Origin of the sequence: Pedobacter boryungensis (genome assembly GCF_013204825.1) — a bacterium.
Lineage (GTDB): Bacteria > Bacteroidota > Bacteroidia > Sphingobacteriales > Sphingobacteriaceae > Pedobacter > Pedobacter boryungensis.
Genome location: NZ_JABMKV010000004.1, coordinates 44,841 through 63,270, shown reverse-complemented (window position 1 = coordinate 63,270; position 18,430 = coordinate 44,841). Strand labels below are relative to the sequence as shown.

The window sequence follows — 18,430 nt, the reverse complement described above, 5'->3', positions numbered from 1 at the left end:
CGTCATTGCGAGGAACGAAGCAATCTTACAACTTTAGCTATGTAGCGAGTGCATTAGGATTACTTCGTGCCTCGCAATGACGACAAGAAAACAAACCAAAATCATGTTAAACATTAAAAAATCTTGCCTTTTAACCCTCTCAGTTATCAGTTTTTTATCAGTTGCCAACGCTCAAAAAAGCAAACCTTTATTTGATGGAAAAACCTTAAAAGGTTGGAAAGCTATCGTAGGTTCAGCACCTTATGCCATAGAAAACGGAGCAATTGTTGGAACAATGACTAAAGGATCTCCTAATTCATTTTTAGTTACTGAAAAAGAATACGGTGATTTTATTTTAGAGCTCGATGTAAAATTGGAAGGTACAGAAACCAATTCTGGCATACAAACACGTAGTCATTACGATGCTGCAGGAAATAAAGGAAAAGGAATGGTATACGGCAGGCAAGTTGAAATAGATCCAACGGCAAGAGCATGGACTGGCGGCATGTACGACGAAGCAAGAAGACTTTGGCTTTATCCATTAGAATTAAATACTGCTGCAAAATCAGCGTATAAATCCGAAGAATTTAATCATTATAAAATTGAATGCATTGGTAATGAAACCAAAACTTGGGTGAATGGCATTCCTGTAGCTTATGTAATTGATACATTAGATAAAACTGGGTTTATTGGTTTACAAGTGCATGGTATTGGTACAAACCTTAAATTAGATGGTAAAAAAGTATATTTCAAAAACATTAATATTCAAACAGAAAATTTAAAACCACAAGCCTTTCCAAAAGGGATTTATACCGTTAATTTAACCCCAAATGCTTTATCTGCATACGAGAAAGCAAATGGCTATAAATTATTATTTGACGGAAAAACAAACGCAGGTTGGGTTGGCGCTTATAAAAATGCATTTCCAACAAAAGGATGGGATATTGCAAATGGACAATTAACAGTATTGCCTTCAAACGGAGCAGAATCTACTAATGGTGGAGATATTGTAACCAAAGAAGAATATGCGGCATTCGATTTATCCTTTGAGTTTAAACTAAGTGAAGGTGCAAATAGTGGAGTGAAATACTTTGTAACACTTTCTGAAAAAAACGCTGGGTCTGCAATTGGGTTAGAATATCAAGTATTGGATGATGAACGACATCCCGATGCGAAATTAGGTCGTGATGGAAATAGAACATTAGCATCATTATATGATTTAATGACAGCAAAAAAAGAAGCTCGTTATTTACGCCCAATCGGTAGTTGGAATAATGGAAGGTTAGTGGTGTATCCAAACAATAAAGTTGAACATTATTTAAATGGGGTAAAAGTTTTAGAATACACCAGAGGTTCTGAAGAATTCAAAAAATTAGTAGCAATAAGTAAGTATAAAGATTGGAAAAACTTTGGGGAAGCAGTAAAAGGTCATCTATTATTGCAAGACCACGGTAATAAGGTGAGCTTTAGAACTATCAAAATTAAAACTTTATAATGCAACGTCGTTCTTTTGTTAAAAAATCAGCTTTACTTGGCTCTAGTATGTTAATGGCAGAAAATATTTTTGCCAGTATGACTTTAGCACCCATTAATGTAGCTATGATTGGCTGCGGAGATAGAGGTAAAGGTGTTTTATCGGTAATTAAAGCAATGGGGGATAAGTTTAACATCGTTGCCTTTTGCGATTTACTTGATTTTAGATTAGAAGAAACTAAAAAGTATGTGCCTTCATCGGCTGTTGCCTTAAAAGAGTACAGGAAAATTTTAGACGATAAAAAAATTGACGCTGTATTTATTGCAACACCATTAAGCGAGCATTTTAAAATTGCGAAGGATGCAGTGTTAGCCGGCAAGCATGTATACGTAGAAAAAACAATGACCTACGACATTGCGCAAGCTTTAGCACTTAGAAAATTGGTTAAACAATATCCTAAACAGGTTTTTCAGGTTGGTTATCAATATCGTTATTCACCTCTGTATTTTAAAGTTAAGGAAATGGTACAAAGTGGATATTTGGGAAAAGTTTCTCAGATAGACTGCCGTTGGGATCGAAATGGAAATTGGCGAAGAGCAGTGCCAAATCCTGCATTAGAAAGGCAAATTAACTGGAGGATGTATAAAGAATATTCTGGTGGGTTAGCCGCAGAATTATTATCGCATCAAATAGATTTTATTAATTGGGCTTTCCAAACACAACCTGATGAGATTATAGGAGCTGGCGGAATTGATATTTTTAAGGATGGCAGAGAAACATACGATAATATTCAAGCCATTTTACGCTATAAAAAAGCAGGGATGATTGGAAATTTCGGTGCCACTTGCGGCAATGCTCGCGATGGTTATTTGTTTAAAATAAAAGGCACAAAGGGCTCTGTTAATTTACTGCCTAATACAGGAATTTTTTATCCTGAAAAGGAAACAGCAAAACAATTAGGAATTGTAGATGGCGTAACTGGTGCTACAAAAATTGTGGTGAATACCGATGGTGGAATTCCGATTTTAGATAAACCCACAAAAGATGGGACTATTTATGCGCTAGAGGAATTTTATAAAGCCATTACAGAAAATAAAATGCCTGTTTCGAATATCAATACTGGTACACAAGCAGCAATTTGCGTAGCCATGTGTAACGAAGCAATTTATACGAGTAAACCCCAATTTTGGAAGGAAGATTATTTTTAGTCGGGAAGTCGGGAAGTCGGGAAGTCGGGAAAAATTTGCTAAGCAATTCGTAATAATTCAACAATAAAACAATTCAATAAAGCTCTAACACTAGCTCTTCATGTACCTTCAGGCTAACTAACTTTTGACTTTTATTATACACTACTCTTTCGGACTTTCCGACTAATAACTTTCTAACTTCTATTATACACCAACCCTTCACGGACTTTCGGACTACTAACTTTCGGACTATAACTCCTTATAACTCGGTAATTCTTCTACAAATAAAAATTTCCCATTGGTATGATCTATTTGTGCATAATAATGTTGCAAGCCATTGCTAACTGCCAGCCACCTCGCTTTATAAACTGAATTATATCGAGCAGCTTGATCAAAGGTTGCTTGAGTAATTGCAACTGATGGTGCCTTACATTCAACCACCATTATCTTTTCGCCCAAATTATCGTACACCAATATATCACTACGCTTCCTAGTCTGATTTAAACTTAAACCTCCTTCAATTTGTAGTAAAGCAGCCGGAAAATTTTTCTCTTTAATTAAGTAGCGGATAAAGTGTTGCCTAACCCACTCCTCCGGAGTTAAAACCAAATGCTTTTTCCGTATTTCATCAAAAATAAAATACAAATCGTCCCTCTGGGTAATTTTAAAAGGATGATGTGGAAGATTAAGTGGAGTTGGATTAAATATCGGCATTGCCCAAAGTTAATATTTGTGAATAAACTATTGCTTCAAAATCGTAAATCGTAAATGGTAAATTGTAAATTTACGGCAAATGAGTGCCGGAGAAATTATAAAAGACTTAAAAGCTAGAAAGTTTAAACCTTTGTATTTGTTGCAGGGTGAGGAACCGTATTACATTGATCAAGTAGTTGATTACATGGAAAACAATGTGTTAAGTGACGGAGAAAGGGGCTTTAACCAAACTGTTTTGTATGGTAAAGACACCGATATGGCAACAATTTTAAATGCGGCAAAGCGGTATCCAATGATGTCGGAATATCAGCTCATTATTGTAAAAGAAGCACAAGATTTAAAATGGGCAAAAGAAACAGAAGGCAGCAGTAAAGAAGCTGAGTTTGTATTAAATTACTTCGAAAAACCTTTGCCAAGCACTATTTTAGTGTTAGCCTACAAATATGCCAATTTCGATAAACGAAAGAAAATATATAAAGCTATCAATAGCAATGGTGTTGTTTTTCAATCAGACCCTGTTCGCGATTATAAATTAATGCCATGGATCGAAGAACACATCAAAGAAAAAGGATATCGAATTGCACCACAAGCGGCAGCTTTAATGGCAGAATATTTAGGTACTGATCTTTCTAAAATTGCAAATGAAATTGAAAAACTGTGTCTAAATATTAGTAAAGAAACGGTTATCCAAACTGATCATATTCAACGGAATATCGGAATAAGTAAAGAGTACAATGTATTTGAACTGCAAAAAGCATTGGCTGCTAGAAATGTGCTAAAATGCAATCAAATTGTAAATTACTTTGCAGATAATCCAAAAGCAAATCCAATGGTAATGGTTATGGCAAATTTGAATGCTTATTTTACTAAAATCTTAAAATATCATTACCTCCCAAATAAAAATGATGCAGCTAAAGAATTAGGCGTAAGTCCGTATTTTATTAAAGATTATGAAACTGCTGCTAGAACATTTAGCGATGCAAAGACTTTTGAAATCATTAGTTTATTAAGAGAATATGATCTTAAAAGTAAAGGATTAGACAGTACTGGTAATACAACAGATGGAGAACTGCTTAAAGAAATGCTGTTTAAAATGATTCATTAATTAGGTTACATCTAATGAACCAATAAACTAATAACAAATAAACCAAATATGTTAAAAGGACTCCGCACAATTGTTTATCACGTTACCGATTTAATCGAAGCTAAAAAATGGTACAAAAACATATTTGAAATAGACCCTTATTTTGATGAGCCTTTTTATGTAGGTTATAACGTTGGTGGTTTCGAACTTGGCTTAGATCCCGACCCTGAAAACTTCAGTAAGGGGCATAGTTCAGTAACCTATTGGGGAGTAGAAGATATCAATTCTTGCTTTAAAAAGATGGAGACATTAAGAGTAGCCATTCATAAAGCTCCAGAAAATGTTGGTGGTGCTATTTGGGTAGGTAGTATTTATGATCCTTTTGGAAACGTTATTGGCCTCATCGAAAATCCAGAATTTTCTTCTTAGTTAATTAAAGCGATTAATTTTAAACAAACTTGTAGTTTGTAACTACAAAGTTATAGCGCTGTGCCCTTTTTAAGGCGTTATCCTATTATATTTACTTTAAATTAACTTATTTACATGAAAAGAAATTTACTAACCATTTTATTAACTGTAAGTGCAATAACCATAGCACAAGCACAAGTTAGGCCACCGGCGGGTGCTGCTGACACCACACGTAGAGGACCAGGTTCTGCACTGGGTTCTAACGTTAAAGCACAACCGAAACCTTACAATCAAGTAATTACCGATAAAACACTTACCCGTAAGGGAATGATTACTACGCATAAATTAGAAGACAAATTCTTTTTTGAAATTGCGGATACAACCTTAGGTAGAGATATTTTAGTGGTAAGTCGTATCGCTAAATCTGGTGCCGATGTGAGAGCCGCACAAGGCTATGCTGGAGACGTAATTGGAAGTACAGTAATCCGTTTTGAGAAAGGACCAAATAATCGCATTTTTATGCGTAAAGTGAGTTTTAAGACCTACAGCCCAGATAGTACCACTGCGATGTATCAGTCGTTAAAAAACTCAAATATTCAAGCAATTGCAGCATCTTTTAACATTGCTGCATATACTCCAGATAAAACGGGAAGCGTAATAGATGTAACAGACTATATCAACAGTGATAACGATATTTTCTATTTCAGTTCGCCGGCTTCTAAAACTAGATTTAGATTGGGAACACAACTATCGGATCGTAGCTATATCCAAAGCATGCGTAGTTTTCCACTTAACGTAGAAATTAGCACCATGAAAACGTATAGCTTAACCGCTGCTCCTTCACCATTTGGCCCAGCTGCTCCAGCTATGGGTGGTGGTGCTTCTGCAGGTTCTGCAACAATAGAATTAAATACATCGTTGGTTATTTTGCCAAAAGTACCAATGAAAGCTAGATATGCTGATCCTCGTGTAGGTTATTTCACAGTAGGTTATACCGACTTTGATTTAAATCCACAGGGTGTAAAAGAAATCGACTTAATTAAACGTTGGAGATTAGAACCTAAACCTCAAGATTTAGCAAAATACAAACGCGGAGAATTAGTTGAGCCACAAAAACAAATTGTGTATTACATAGATCCGGCGACGCCAAAGAAATGGGTTCCTTATTTAATTGCTGGAGTTAACGATTGGGCAAAAGCATTCGAAAAAGCTGGCTTCAAAAATGCAGTTGTAGCTAAAGAAGCACCGACATTTGCACAAGATTCTACTTGGAGTATCGATGATGCTCGTCACTCGGCAATTGTGTACAAACCTTCTGAAATTGCTAACGCTAGCGGACCAAGTATTTCAGATCCACGTAGTGGAGAAATTATGGAAAGTCATATCAACTGGTTCCATAATGTGCAATCATTAGTACACGATTGGTACATGATTCAAACTGCTGCAACTGATCCTAGAGCTCGTAAAATGGTTTTTAGTGATGAATTAATGGGCGATTTAATTCGTTTCGTTTCTTCTCATGAAGTTGGACACACTTTAGGTTTGTTGCATAATTATGGTTCAAGCTCAACCGTTCCTGTAGAAAATTTACGTAATAAAAAATGGGTAGAAGAAAATGGACATACACCTTCTATTATGGATTATGCTCGTTTCAACTATGTTGCGCAACCAGAAGATAATATCACAGCCAAAGGATTGTATCCTCGCATTGGTGATTATGACAGATGGGCAATTGAATGGGGTTATAAATACTTTCCAGATACGAAAACTCCGGGAGATGAAGTGGAGAGATTAAACAAAGCTGTAATCGAATCTGCTAAAAACAGACGCTTATGGTTTGGTACTGAATCTAATCCTGATGATCCACATTCGCAAAATGAAGATTTAGGTGATAATGCCATGAAAGCAAGTGATTATGGTATTAAAAATTTAAAAGTGATTTTACCAAACTTACCAGCATGGACAAAAGAATCTAATGAAGGTTATGATAACTTGTCAAATATGTATGGTCAATTGACAACCCAATTTGGTCGTTACATGGGTCATGTGGCTAAAAACGTAGGTGGTATTTACGAAAACCCTAAAATGGTAGAGCAAGCTGGCTTAGTTTACGAACGTACACCAGCAGCTACTCAAAAAGAAGCAATGGATTTCTTAAACAGACAATTGTTTACTACACCAAAGTGGTTGTTAAATCAGTCTATTTTAGATAATATCGATCAAAATCCATTAGAAGTTGTAGCTAAACTACAAGGGTCTACTTTAAATCGTTTATTGAGCAATAGTACATTAGGTAAATTGGTTGCTGCTGAAGCTGCTGATGGTTCGACCGCTTATAAAATCACAGATTTATTTACAGATTTAAATGGCTCAATTTTCACCGAATTGAAATCGAACTCAGCAATAGACGTATATCGTCGTAATCTACAAAAAGCATACGTAGAAAAATTAATTGCTATAGTAAAACCAGCTCCAGCACCAACAGCTACTAATGCTATTTTGGTAGGTAGAGGAGGTGCATCAAGTGGTTTAACTGCTTCTCAAAGCGATGTAATGTCAGTTGTAAAAGGTCAATTGCGTGATTTAGACAATCGTATTAAATCTGCAGCTACTTCACAAGCAGATTCATTAAGCAAATACCATTTGTTAGATTTAACAGATCGTATTGAAAGTGCTTTAGATAGTAAGAAAGATTAAATAATTTACATGTTAACTAAAGCGTCCTGATGTAAGTTGGGACGCTTTTTTTATTTAGTAGTTTTAGCTAGCAGTGCGAAAATGACAACAGTTGATGCAACAACAATAGTTCCTGCGCCTAGAACAACATAATGTGCAGCAGTACGTCTACTTTTAGTTTTATAATAAGCAGCAGTTCTATACGCATTAACGTAAACCGAATCTGTTAATAAAGAAGGATCGCTTACATTTAATTCGCTAGGTTTAAAAAAGTCAGAGCTACTAGTATATCTATATTTTCTAAAAGTATGCAACTTAGATTTTTCTAATTTAAAAAGGTTTCTGACATCTTTATCTGCAGTTTTTTCAATAGCATCTTTATTTACAGTTTGAGCAATTGATTTAGTTGAAATAAAAAATATTAATAATGTGCTGAATAGCAATTGTTTCCCCATGAATAAATATATAAATTATTTTGAAGCTGTGCGTGATACGAATGTTTTAAAAGTTAAAATTCTTTATCAAGTTAAAGGTTCTAAATAAATGCACTCCTATTGAATACTTTGTATGTAAGTAGTGGTTCTGCACACCTTTGTAGTCTTCATTATGAAAAAACAAACCAATTTATTGTAAGAAAAATCATTTTGCGTGATAGGAAATGTCCTTTGCGTGATAGGAAATGTCCTTTGCGTGATGGGAAATGTCTATTGCGTGATGGGAAATGTCGATTGCGTGATAGGAAATGTCCTTTGCGTGATGGGAAATGTCTATTGCGTGATGAGAAATGTCCTTTGCGTGATGGGAAACGTCCTTTGCGTGATAGGAAATGTCCTTTGCGTGATGGGAAATTTACTTTGCGTGATGGGAAATGTCATTTACATGATGGGAAAACCCCTTTGCGTTCAATACAAAGTCCTTCCACTAAAGAAAACTTATTATTATAATGTATGCAATTAATTAGGCTAATAAAGAAGGAGAGTTGAAATTAAATAAAATATTTAAGTACTTAGTTATTTAGTATGACATAATATTTCTTAAGTAAGTTATGAAAATAATAAAAATCCAGATCCTGCTTTGCATCACAATTTTTAGTTTGTCGTTTAATTCGATGGCTCAAACTAAACCCAACATTGTTATTATAGTTTCTGATGATCATGCTTATCAAGCTATAAGTGCCTATGGTAGCAAATTGATGCAAACACCAAACATAGATCGCATTGCAAAAGAAGGAGTTCGTTTTGATAAAGCTTATGTAACCAATTCCATTTGTGGGCCAAGTAGGGCAGTTATCCTGACAGGAAAATACAGCCACAAAAATGGCTTTAAAGATAATGAGAGTTCGGTATTTAATGGAGATCAAGATACCTTCGTAAAACAATTACAAAAAGGAGGCTATCAAACAGCATGGATTGGTAAATGGCATTTAGAAAGTAAACCCCAGGGCTTTGATTTTTGGCAAATCTTACCTGCTCAAGGGCAATATTATAATCCTGACTTTGACATGATGGATGGCACTAAGAAGCGTTTTGATGGGTACGTATCCAATGTAATTGAAGATGTAACTGAAGATTGGCTGAATAAAAGAGATACCTCTAAGCCATTTTGTTTGGTGATAGGGCACAAGGCTACACATCGCGTTTGGCTACCAGATACCGCCGATCTAGGTAAATTTGATAATATTACTTTTCCATTGCCACATAATTTCTACGATACCTATACAACCAGACCAGCAGCAAAAGTTCAAGACATGACCATTGCAAAAACTATGATTATGGGTTATGACCTTAAAATGTTTGGATCTGATGGAGCAGAAAGCAAGGATGGCAATTTTAGTAGAATGAATGCAAAACAAAGAGCCAAAATAGATGCGTATTATAAGCCAATTGAAGTAGATTTTAACCAAAAAAAACTAACAGGGAATGCATTAATTGAATGGAAATTTCAGCGCTACATGCGAGATTACCTGAGCACGGCAAATTCATTGGACCGGAACATTGGTCGTACATTAAATTATTTGGATAAACATAATTTGACCAAAAACACAATTGTAATTTACCTATCTGATCAAGGATTTTATATGGGCGAACATGGTTGGTTTGATAAACGATGGATTTATGAAGAATCTTTCCGTACACCTATGGTGATGCGCTATCCGGGAGTTGTTAGACCGGGCACGGTTTCTAACAACTTTGTAATGAACCTGGATATTGCGCCAACACTATTGGATGCCGCTGGTGTGGCAATTCCTAAAGATGAACAGGGACAATCAATGTTACCTTTACTTAAAAATAAGAATGCCAAGGGACGCGATGCGATATATTATCATTACTATGAAAATGGAGAGCATTCTGTTTCTCCTCATTTTGGCGTCAGAAACCAAGGCTACAAATTGGTTCGTTTTTACAAAAGAGTAAACGCTTGGGAGTTGTATGATTTGAACAAAGACCCTAATGAAATGAATAATTTGTATGAGCAAAAAGCATATCGTAAAATCATTTCACAGCTGAAAGTTAAATTGAATCAGTTAATTGATAAGTACGACGATCAGGATGCAAAGAAGATACTCACAGAAAATAAATAGTAGCATACTAAAAAGCCTTCGAAATCTCGAAGGCTTTTTTAATTAACAAGTGTTTATGAAGTATTATTTCATACTATCACTAATTTTTTGAATTTTATCTAAGTGTGCTTTTACGATAGGAGCAGTTTTGCTAGCAAAAGCCCTAAGTTCTGCATCTTTACCATCCTTTGCTTCTTTTTCCATTAAATCCAATGTCTTTTTGTGACCATCTACCATGGCGTTCACATACTCTTTATCAAAATCGCGACCAGTAAGTTTATTCAAGTCGTTCATTTTTTTAGTGTGTTCCTCATCTAGGGAAGTAGGAAGAGCCATGTTTTTAGAAGTTGCTATGGTTTTCAATTCCGCATTTGCTTTACCGTGGTCATTTACCATCATATCAGCAAATGCTTTAACTTCTGCATTAGTTGACTTACTCAAAGCGATCTTTCCAAACTCAACTTCTGCCATTCCACCAACAGCGGCTTTACCAGCAAATTCTCTGTCATCTTCTGTTGTTGCCATAGCTCCAGTTGTATCTGCATTCATCGTAGTATCCATAGCTTGGTTTAAACTATCGGTATTTGCATTCGAATCTTTTGAGTTTGAATTACAGCTTTGAAAAGTGAAAGCCAATAGGGCAATAACACTTAAATAACCTAATTTTTTCATAGTAAAATATTTTTAATTGATAAATTGATATATGCTTTCAACAATATAATTCGCAATATGTTTCAGATTAGCAAAAATTACTATTGACGTTTCTTATCGTACATTTTCAATTGTTTTTTTAGAATTTCTCTTGCCATATGAATTCTAGTCTTCACTGTTCCAATTGGGATATCAAGGTCATCCGCAATTTCGTGGTACTTATGACCTTCGAAATGAAGTATAAATGGCAAAGAATATTCCTTAGGTAATTTATTTAAGAGTGTATGTACATCGTTAAGAATGAACCTGCTTTCAGCAAGGTTTTTGGAAGAACTTTCCAAAAGCGTTACCGAAGATAAATCTACAGATTTAAGAATGATAGCGTTTGACCTAACTTCTTTTCTGTAATCATTAATAAATGTATTTTTCATAATGGTAAACAGCCAAGCTTTCAAATTAGTTCCCTCTTTAAAATTTTCAAAGTAACGAATTGCCTTCAAAATGGTATCTTGATAGAGGTCGTCCGCGTCATTTAAGTCTTTTGTAAACCTGAAAGCGAATGCCTTTAGTGGACGAGTGTGTTCATTTAGTATTACATTGAAATCGGATACTTGCATAATAGCTGGTTTTAATTATCGATTGATAGTAAGTTAACAATTGAAACAGGGCTACGTTTGGTGTATTTATACTGTTTCTTTAGGCTATTTATACGGTTTCTTACCAAGTGTTCACCTTGTTTTTCTTTAGGCAACAGTTAATAGCTAATTATGAATAAATACGTATTCTGTCGTGGTATATACGGTATTTAACGCTATATGAAAACTTTTAGTGGGTATTTTCTATTTAGTTATTAAGCTAATAGCTTAAGATTTTTGCGATAATTTATAGATCAAAAAAATCGCTTTTCATATATCATGTCAACAAATAAAACAATGGTAAATAAAGACGCAATTTCATTTCTTAGAAGGCATTTGGGTGCTAATAAAGAAGACATTATTAAAGCAGTATCAGCAGTAGGTAATAACCTTGAGAAAATTGAATTGTATTTATTGCAACAAAAATTGGTTTGTTCTACAAAATACGATGGCTTAAAATACGGTATTAAAGGGCTACGCTAATTTGATTGGTTAGTTAAGTAGAACATGGCTTACTATGTTTTGGAGAAGTTATGCCTATCCAATAAGCTTTGGATTATTTAATAAATGCCCACATCAGTCCATCCACCAATTAGCAAGACGCTTAAAAGTAGGAATAAAAGGTCTTATTTTATTAAATACTATTAATCGTTAAAAACCAATAGTCTGTATAACTTGTTAAATTGGTATTAGGTACTATTTTCAGGAACATATTCCAAAGTATTGCTATGAATTACGGTTGTAGCGTTCGAAAGCAATAGCCAATTTCAACCATGAAAAATAATAAGGATAAAATTATATCGAATTATAAACAACAAATTGAAGAGATAATTTCAAATCATGAACATCAATCCTTAACAGAAAATAAGTTAGTTACTTTATTAGTAGAACTCCAAATAGCCGAATCAGAACTGGAAGTGCAGAATGATGAATTAAGCATGTCTGCAAAAATACTGGAGACTGAAAGAGCTGAATTTGCTGATTTCTTTAATTTAGTTCCTGTTGGTTATTTTATTCTAGATCATTTAGGTAGAGTAACCAAAGCTAATGAAATTGGCCTTAAATTGCTTTGCGTAGAAGAAAGTGTTTTGCTAAATCAGCAATTTCAACGTTTTATTGCCCCAGATAGTTTAGAGAAATTCTACTCCTTTTTGCATAAAATGAGACCCAATGAAGCTAAACAGACTGCAGAAATTAAAATGCAGCTTTTTAATGGAGATCAAATTTATACAAAAATGGAAGGTATTGCTGTGCATAATTTGTTTTCTGATGTTTTAGTGTATTGTGTTACTGTTACTGATATTACAGCAAGTAAACTGGCAGAGCAAAAGCTTCAAGTAACTACAGAGCGTTTAGAAATGTCGTTAAAAGCTTCTGGTACTGGAACATGGTCTATTGACTTGATAGAAAATAGGGTATTTCTTGATGAGTTTAGTTTAAAGCTACTAGCCCTCCATTCTTGGGAGTTTGATGGTAGCATAAAAAAGTTTCTTGAGCTTGTCCATCCAGAAGATCAGTTTTATGTAAAAAGACAATTGCTAAATGATACTAACAATGAAGAAAAAATTGATTTAGAATTTCGAGTAATCATTAAAGGACAGACCAAATATATAGCTACAAAAGGTCATCGCATTCAAACGGAATTAGGTAAGCAGCTATCGATCGGAATATTATTAGATATGACCGAAAGAAAAAAAATCGTTCTTGCCAAGCAAGACCTTCATGATGAGAAACAAAAACTAATTCTAGCAACTACACTAAATGCGCAAGAAAATGAAAGGCAAAAAATAAGTAGCATATTGCATGATAGTATTTGTCAGCTTTTATATGGGATAAGACTTCATTTGCCTTCTATGAAATTGAATGATGATTCTAAGGCCGAATTTCAAATGGTAAATCATCTTTTAGATCAAGCAATTAAAGAAACAAGAGAACTTTCGTATGAATTAACCCCTTCTGTACTGCGTGATTTTGGTTTTGTTGAAGGCATTCGTGAAATGGCACAACGCTTAAGTTTTAAAAACTTTAGGATTTCTATTAAGTTAAGTGAAGAAGCAAATCTTTTGTCAGCAGATTTACAGTTGTCAGTATTCAGAATAGTTCAAGAATTGATTAATAACTCTATAAAACATGCAAATGCAGATAAAGCAGAAATTAATTTTTATACAGAAGGTAATAAGGTAACCATTTTGGTATATGATAATGGTAATGGTTTTGATGAGGATTTAGAAACATTAATGGCTCGAGGATCGGGTTTAAGGGGAATTAGAAGTAGACTTTCGCTTTTAAATGGACATATGGAAGTCGAATCATCTAATGTAGGAACACAAATTAAAATAAGCTTTACACATTAATAAGTTATGTTAAATATATTGTTAGCGGAAGACCATAACATAGTACGCAATGGAATTAAAATGCTGCTCGAGGCCGATGAGGAAATAAATGTTGTTGGTGAAGCTTTTGATGGAAAGCAAGCCTTAGAAATAGTTAAATCTGATTTGGAAATTGATATTGTACTAACAGATATTAATATGCCAGAGATGGATGGTATTGCATTGATAAAAGAAATAAAACAAATTAAACCTCATATTCATGTAGTGGTTTTATCTATGCATGATAATGAAAAATACATAATTCAGGCATTTGCTGAGGGGGCAATGGGATATATTTTAAAAAATGTAAATGCTGATGAACTTGTTTTTTCTTTAAAATTTATTGCTAATGGAGGTAGGTATCTTTGTTCAGAGCTAACCATGAAAATTGTAGAAAAGATGTTGGATTCGAAACAACTACAATTAGAAAACCATTTACCAAACATAGATTTTTCTCTTCGAGAAATTGAAATCCTTCAACTTATTGCGGAAGGATATACGAACCATGAGATGTCTGAAAAACTATTCCTAAGTAAAAGAACAATTGAAGGGCATAGGCAGAGTTTAATAGATAAAACTAATTCTAAAAATACGGCTGCCTTAATTAAATTCGCTGTTCGAAATGGCTTTATAAAATAGGCTAAATACTATTTGAAATTTATTTCATAATAAATTTCATTACTAAAGTCTCTAGATATAAATTACGACACTATAAATCTTTTAAATTCGATGAACTAAAAACAGCTATAAATCGTAAATTCGAAACCAAATAATATTACATGAATCATTGGCTAGTCAAATCAGAACCTTTTAAATACAGTTGGGAAAAATTTAATAAGGATGGACGTACTTTTTGGGATGGCGTTCGCAATTACCAAGCTCGTAATAATTTAAGAGAAATGAAGGAGGGAGATTTAGTGCTTTTCTACCACAGTAACGACGGTAAAAACGTTGTTGGAATTGCTAAAGTGGTAAAAGAATTTTATCAAGATCCAACAACTAGCGATCCAAATTGGGTGGTTGTAGATTTAGTCCCAGTTCAATCTTTAGCCAAACCAGTTTCATTAGAACAAATCAAGGCTGAAGAAAGCTTAAAAGATATTTCTCTAGTCAGACAAGGTCGATTATCAGTTATGCCATTAAAGGCAACAGAATTCGATAAAATATTAGAAATGGGAAGTTAATCCTTAAAAAACAAAGCTTTTAATTCGCTAGCATCATTAGGTTCCATTTTTCCACCAAGAATTAAACGCAATTGTCTACGGCGTAATGCACCGTTGTACAATTCAATTTCTTCTTCCGTTTCTGGTTTTAATTCAGGTACCGGAATAGTTCTTCCACTCTGATCTACCGCTACGAAGGTATAATAAGCCTCATTAGATTTTGCTCTAGTTCCTGATGGAATATTTTCTGCCCAAACATCTAAGCGAACTTCCACAGATGTGTTAAAAGAGCGAGTTACTTTGGCCTCAATTGTAATTACATCACCTAATTTAATAGCATGTTTAAAAGAAACATTATCTACAGATGCAGTCACCACAATTCTATTGCAATGCTTCTGTGCAGAAATTGCAGCAGCAATATCCATCCAATGCAATAAACGTCCTCCCATTAAATTGTTTAGAGTATTGGTGTCGTTGGGTAACACCAATTCATTCATTATTGTATGGGAATTCTTCGGGCTTTTAGCTTTTGTACTCATGTGCGGCAAAAGTACAGAAATTTGGGTGTTTTTTTACAAAAATGTAGGTCATTAAATTATTGATGAATAGCTTAGGCTTAATAGGTTAGTAAAAACTTAATCAAAAAGCAAACATATAGGCTAATTTAAAGTTATAGTAATTTGTAAAAGCACACTATGCAAAATCAAACTCTCCTTCAATATTTTCATTGGTATTATAATGAACAAGATAATTTATGGACGAAAGCAAAAAATGAAGCAGCAAATTTAGCAGAACTAGGTTTTACTGCAGTTTGGTTTCCGCCTGCATATAAAGGTGCCAATGGTGGGTATTCTATTGGTTATGATACCTATGATTTATATGATCTTGGTGAATTTGATCAGAAGAATAGCGTACACACAAAATATGGAAGCAAAACTGAATATATTGATGCAATCAATGCTTTACATGAGCATCAAATTTGTGTTTTGGCTGACGTCGTTTTTAACCATAAAGCTGGTGGTGATGAACTTGAAAAAATAGAAGTTAGAAAAGTCAACCCAGAAAATAGAAACGAATTTATTTCCGAAGTGATGGAAATAGAAGCATGGACGAAATTCACTTTTCCTGGCAGACAAGGGAAATATTCGGAGTTTATTTGGGATCATCACTGCTTTAGCGGTGTAGACTGGGCGCAAGATCTAAATGAAAGCGCCATTTTTGCTATTCAAAATGAATATGGTGAGGGATGGGAAAAAGTGCCGTCAAATGAATTAGGTAATTACGATTATTTAATGTTTGATGATATCGAATTTCGAAATCCTGCAGTAAAAGAAGAATTAAAACGTTGGGGAAAATGGTATTATGACACCTGCAAAGTTGATGGTTTTAGGCTAGATGCTGTTAAACATATTTCACCAGAATTTGTGATAGAATGGATAGATGAATTGAAAAAGGATTGCAATAAAGATTTTTTCATCATTTCAGAAAATTGGAATATAGCAGATGTAGAAGAATTAGAGCAGTATATAGAAATTACTGGAGGAAGAACACAATTATTCGATTCGTTATTACATCACAATTTTTATTTAGCCTCAACAGGAGGTAAGGATTACGATTTAGATAAAGTTTTTAACAATACATTGGTTGAGAGAAATCCACAACTAGCCATCACTTTTGTAGATAATCACGATTCGCAACCCTTACAGGCATTAGAATCATTTATAGATTTTTGGTTTCGCCCCCTAGCTTATGCTTTAATTTTATTAAGAGAACAAGGAATTCCCTGTGTTTTTTTTACAGATGTTTATGGTGCAAATTATGAAGACGAAGGTAAAACAGTCGAGTTAATTTCGTTGCCTGAATTACCTAAATTATTAAATGCTCGACAGTATTTGGCATATGGCGAACAAAAAGATTATTTAGATCATAATAATTGTATTGGCTGGACAAGAAGTGGCGATGAAGAACATCAAAATTCTGGTGTTGCTGTTCTAATGAGCAATGGCGACGAGGGTTTTAAAGCTATGGAATTGGGACAATCCTTTAAAGGTAAAACCTTTATTGATGTTTTAGGAAATCGAAAAGAAGAAGTAATAATTGATGAAAACGGTGTTGGAGAATTCTTTTGTAATGCAGGCAGTGTAAGTGTGTGGATTTTGAAAAGCTAGCTCATTTGCTCAATAGTTCATTGGTGCTAGATAGTTGAAGAATATCTTTTAGCATTTATCACAGATAAACAAATGACACTAATAATATGAATGAACTATTTTTTAACCGAATTCACATTTGTAAATCCAATTAACTCATCCCATCTGCCACCAGGTTTACGGTAATACACTAATACTTGATAGCTGTTATCAGTTTCAAAAAACGAACCTTCGAAAATGGTGTCATCAAACTTTTCATCTTCAGTTACCCAAACATATTTAAAGTCATACAAACCCTGTTTCAGTTTAACATTTCCGTAGAAACAATTTTTAACTACATCGTAAATTAATTTACTTTCGTCGTTTAGCGTGTAATTATTAAATCGACCAACAACATAAGCATTTCCTTTAGCAGTTGGAGGTGGAGCATTTAATGTAAAAAGAACATTTGCATAATCGCTGTCGGTTATATTATCTCTTCCGTCCTGATTACGAATAAAAAAGTTTCCATTTTCATCTAGCTGAGTACTATATTTCGCATTTCCATTAGGCTGATCAGGAAATAAAATCACGTTCAATGTGCTATCCTTATAAAAATCTTGTACATGCTCAGCTTTGTAGCGGAAACTTCTAATATCAAATTTGCGAAACTCATTTCCTGCCCAAAATTCGTTCGTATTTAATTCATTATAAATTAACGAACCTTGTTTTACAAATGTTGGTTTAGTATTGATAATTGCGGTCTGAGGAATTCCATTTTGCATCACCACAGCTTTTACATCCATATAAGGATTTTGGATAGGCATTGGATGAAATATCGTAAAATTCACTTTTTGTTTACTCATCCTAAATGCAACCTGACTGCTTGGCACAACTTCTACACCTACACTTGCTAAATTATCTACAATGTAAAAACGCTGCGTTATCACAACTTTCTTAGGATCATTGTTTTCGTAAACCTTTAGTAAATAATTGCCAGCTAGTTTAGGTTTAATTTGATCATTTGGAAGTGTAAGCTGATAATGGGTGAATTTTTGGAGGGTATTAAAAGAATAGCGATACTTAAAAATAATATCCTCTTTAAACGTTTCTAAATAATCTAATGCATTTATTTTAGAAGGTTTCCAATCGAAAGTACAATGTTCAATGGTATAATTGTAATTTTTGCTGCCTCCTTTTAAATCATCAAATGCAAAAGTAATAGTTTCATTACTGCGCAAAGCGATAATTGGGAAAGACTGTTCTTTATTTGTATTATAACATTCAACTGTTTTTATGGTGGGTTGATATACTTTATTATCGTACACAACAATTGGATTTTGTGCAAAAGCGTTCACATAAAACGCTAGCATAAAAAATATCAACCCAAGCCTTTGCATA

18 protein-coding genes are annotated in these 18,430 nt (G+C 34.1%); 12 read left to right on the top strand and 6 right to left on the bottom strand.

The genetic code is table 11. The features are described 5' to 3' along the window. Positions 1–103: 103 nt before the first annotated feature. Both HQN85_RS14675 and HQN85_RS14670 read left to right on the top strand, forming a co-directional pair. Complete coding sequence (locus tag HQN85_RS14675; RefSeq protein ID WP_173273640.1) at positions 104–1,474, top strand: 3-keto-disaccharide hydrolase; 1,371 nt, start codon at positions 104–106, stop codon at positions 1,472–1,474. Then, entirely contained in the window at positions 1,474–2,661 is a 1,188-nt protein-coding gene (locus tag HQN85_RS14670) for a Gfo/Idh/MocA family protein (protein WP_173273638.1), read from the top strand. Before HQN85_RS14675 ends, HQN85_RS14670 begins: the two co-directional genes overlap by 1 nt. Positions 2,662–2,889: 228 nt before the next feature. Here the strand turns inward: HQN85_RS14670 and HQN85_RS14665 are convergent, their stop codons facing one another. After that, positions 2,890–3,354 (bottom strand): type I restriction enzyme HsdR N-terminal domain-containing protein, encoded by a 465-nt coding sequence (locus tag HQN85_RS14665; RefSeq protein WP_173273636.1) that lies wholly within the window; start codon positions 3,352–3,354, stop codon positions 2,890–2,892. Between the two features lie 79 nt (positions 3,355–3,433). On the opposite strand from HQN85_RS14665, the gene holA reads away from it, so the two are divergent. The 3 genes from holA to HQN85_RS14650 all read left to right on the top strand — a co-directional run bounded on the left by holA (position 3,434) and on the right by HQN85_RS14650 (position 7,543). After that, positions 3,434–4,459 carry a DNA polymerase III subunit delta gene (gene holA, locus HQN85_RS14660; protein WP_173273634.1) on the top strand — a complete coding sequence of 342 codons (1,026 nt, stop codon included), beginning with the start codon at positions 3,434–3,436 and terminating at the stop codon, positions 4,457–4,459. Between the two features lie 48 nt (positions 4,460–4,507). Next, on the top strand, positions 4,508–4,867 hold the full coding sequence (locus tag HQN85_RS14655; RefSeq protein ID WP_173273632.1) for a VOC family protein: 360 nt from the start codon (positions 4,508–4,510) through the stop codon (positions 4,865–4,867). Positions 4,868–4,981: 114 nt separating this feature from the next. Beyond that, the gene (locus tag HQN85_RS14650; protein WP_173273630.1) at positions 4,982–7,543 is read left to right on the top strand and encodes a zinc-dependent metalloprotease; all 2,562 of its coding nucleotides are present in this window, start codon (positions 4,982–4,984) and stop codon (positions 7,541–7,543) included. A 50-nt stretch (positions 7,544–7,593) separates the two neighbouring features. On the opposite strand, the gene HQN85_RS14645 is transcribed toward HQN85_RS14650, so the two are convergent. Next, positions 7,594–7,977 (bottom strand): hypothetical protein, encoded by a 384-nt coding sequence (locus tag HQN85_RS14645; protein ID WP_173273628.1) that lies wholly within the window; start codon positions 7,975–7,977, stop codon positions 7,594–7,596. Positions 7,978–8,076: 99 nt separating this feature from the next. Between HQN85_RS14645 and HQN85_RS14640 the strand changes: the two genes are divergently transcribed. Beyond that, the gene (locus HQN85_RS14640) at positions 8,077–8,466 is read left to right on the top strand and encodes a hypothetical protein (protein WP_173273627.1); all 390 of its coding nucleotides are present in this window, start codon (positions 8,077–8,079) and stop codon (positions 8,464–8,466) included. 164 nt (positions 8,467–8,630) lie between these two features. Next, on the top strand, positions 8,631–10,103 hold the full coding sequence (locus HQN85_RS14635; RefSeq protein ID WP_246249837.1) for a sulfatase family protein: 1,473 nt from the start codon (positions 8,631–8,633) through the stop codon (positions 10,101–10,103). 63 nt (positions 10,104–10,166) lie between these two features. Here HQN85_RS14635 and HQN85_RS14630 read toward each other — a convergent pair whose 3' ends face one another. Together HQN85_RS14630 and HQN85_RS14625 are read right to left on the bottom strand one after the other, a co-directional pair. After that, on the bottom strand, positions 10,167–10,754 hold the full coding sequence (locus HQN85_RS14630) for a DUF4142 domain-containing protein (RefSeq protein ID WP_173273623.1): 588 nt from the start codon (positions 10,752–10,754) through the stop codon (positions 10,167–10,169). An 80-nt stretch (positions 10,755–10,834) separates the two neighbouring features. Next, positions 10,835–11,350 carry an RNA polymerase sigma factor gene (locus HQN85_RS14625; RefSeq protein WP_173273621.1) on the bottom strand — a complete coding sequence of 172 codons (516 nt, stop codon included), beginning with the start codon at positions 11,348–11,350 and terminating at the stop codon, positions 10,835–10,837. A 297-nt stretch (positions 11,351–11,647) separates the two neighbouring features. Here HQN85_RS14625 and HQN85_RS14620 point away from each other — a divergent pair, with 297 nt between their 5' ends. The 4 genes from HQN85_RS14620 (at position 11,648) to HQN85_RS14605 (ending at position 14,924) form a co-directional block, all read left to right on the top strand. Continuing rightward, positions 11,648–11,851: a hypothetical protein gene (locus tag HQN85_RS14620; protein WP_173273619.1), complete on the top strand. Its 204-nt coding sequence runs from the start codon at positions 11,648–11,650 to the stop codon at positions 11,849–11,851. Positions 11,852–12,141: 290 nt separating this feature from the next. Beyond that, complete coding sequence (locus HQN85_RS14615) at positions 12,142–13,722, top strand: sensor histidine kinase (RefSeq protein WP_173273617.1); 1,581 nt, start codon at positions 12,142–12,144, stop codon at positions 13,720–13,722. 6 nt (positions 13,723–13,728) lie between these two features. Then, positions 13,729–14,379: a response regulator transcription factor gene (locus tag HQN85_RS14610; protein ID WP_173273615.1), complete on the top strand. Its 651-nt coding sequence runs from the start codon at positions 13,729–13,731 to the stop codon at positions 14,377–14,379. Positions 14,380–14,519: 140 nt separating this feature from the next. Further along, a complete protein-coding gene (locus HQN85_RS14605) occupies positions 14,520–14,924 on the top strand; it encodes an EVE domain-containing protein (protein WP_173273613.1) in 405 nt (134 codons plus the stop codon). Here HQN85_RS14605 and HQN85_RS14600 read toward each other — a convergent pair. Further along, the gene (locus HQN85_RS14600) at positions 14,921–15,442 is read right to left on the bottom strand and encodes an acyl-CoA thioesterase (RefSeq protein WP_173273611.1); all 522 of its coding nucleotides are present in this window, start codon (positions 15,440–15,442) and stop codon (positions 14,921–14,923) included. The genes HQN85_RS14605 and HQN85_RS14600 overlap by 4 nt on opposite strands. Before the next feature lie 156 nt (positions 15,443–15,598). Between HQN85_RS14600 and HQN85_RS14595 the strand changes: the two genes are divergently transcribed. Next, a complete protein-coding gene (locus tag HQN85_RS14595) occupies positions 15,599–17,071 on the top strand; it encodes an alpha-amylase (protein ID WP_173273609.1) in 1,473 nt (490 codons plus the stop codon). Positions 17,072–17,166: 95 nt separating this feature from the next. Here HQN85_RS14595 and HQN85_RS14590 read toward each other — a convergent pair whose 3' ends face one another. Further along, positions 17,167–18,429: a type IX secretion system plug protein gene (locus HQN85_RS14590; protein ID WP_173273607.1), complete on the bottom strand. Its 1,263-nt coding sequence runs from the start codon at positions 18,427–18,429 to the stop codon at positions 17,167–17,169. Position 18,430 lies beyond the last annotated feature (1 nt).

Coding starts and splice junctions, on each gene's coding strand:
- HQN85_RS14675 (WP_173273640.1), top strand. CDS start 104: ATGTTAAACATTAAAAAATCTTGCCTTTTAACCCTCTCAGTTATCAGT.
- HQN85_RS14670 (WP_173273638.1), top strand. CDS start 1,474: ATGCAACGTCGTTCTTTTGTTAAAAAATCAGCTTTACTTGGCTCTAGT.
- HQN85_RS14665 (WP_173273636.1), bottom strand. CDS start 3,354: ATGCCGATATTTAATCCAACTCCACTTAATCTTCCACATCATCCTTTT.
- holA (WP_173273634.1), top strand. CDS start 3,434: ATGAGTGCCGGAGAAATTATAAAAGACTTAAAAGCTAGAAAGTTTAAA.
- HQN85_RS14655 (WP_173273632.1), top strand. CDS start 4,508: ATGTTAAAAGGACTCCGCACAATTGTTTATCACGTTACCGATTTAATC.
- HQN85_RS14650 (WP_173273630.1), top strand. CDS start 4,982: ATGAAAAGAAATTTACTAACCATTTTATTAACTGTAAGTGCAATAACC.
- HQN85_RS14645 (WP_173273628.1), bottom strand. CDS start 7,977: ATGGGGAAACAATTGCTATTCAGCACATTATTAATATTTTTTATTTCA.
- HQN85_RS14635 (WP_246249837.1), top strand. CDS start 8,631: ATGGCTCAAACTAAACCCAACATTGTTATTATAGTTTCTGATGATCAT.
- HQN85_RS14630 (WP_173273623.1), bottom strand. CDS start 10,754: ATGAAAAAATTAGGTTATTTAAGTGTTATTGCCCTATTGGCTTTCACT.
- HQN85_RS14625 (WP_173273621.1), bottom strand. CDS start 11,350: ATGCAAGTATCCGATTTCAATGTAATACTAAATGAACACACTCGTCCA.
- HQN85_RS14620 (WP_173273619.1), top strand. CDS start 11,648: ATGTCAACAAATAAAACAATGGTAAATAAAGACGCAATTTCATTTCTT.
- HQN85_RS14615 (WP_173273617.1), top strand. CDS start 12,142: ATGAAAAATAATAAGGATAAAATTATATCGAATTATAAACAACAAATT.
- HQN85_RS14610 (WP_173273615.1), top strand. CDS start 13,729: ATGTTAAATATATTGTTAGCGGAAGACCATAACATAGTACGCAATGGA.
- HQN85_RS14605 (WP_173273613.1), top strand. CDS start 14,520: ATGAATCATTGGCTAGTCAAATCAGAACCTTTTAAATACAGTTGGGAA.
- HQN85_RS14600 (WP_173273611.1), bottom strand. CDS start 15,442: ATGAGTACAAAAGCTAAAAGCCCGAAGAATTCCCATACAATAATGAAT.
- HQN85_RS14595 (WP_173273609.1), top strand. CDS start 15,599: ATGCAAAATCAAACTCTCCTTCAATATTTTCATTGGTATTATAATGAA.
- HQN85_RS14590 (WP_173273607.1), bottom strand. CDS start 18,429: ATGCAAAGGCTTGGGTTGATATTTTTTATGCTAGCGTTTTATGTGAAC.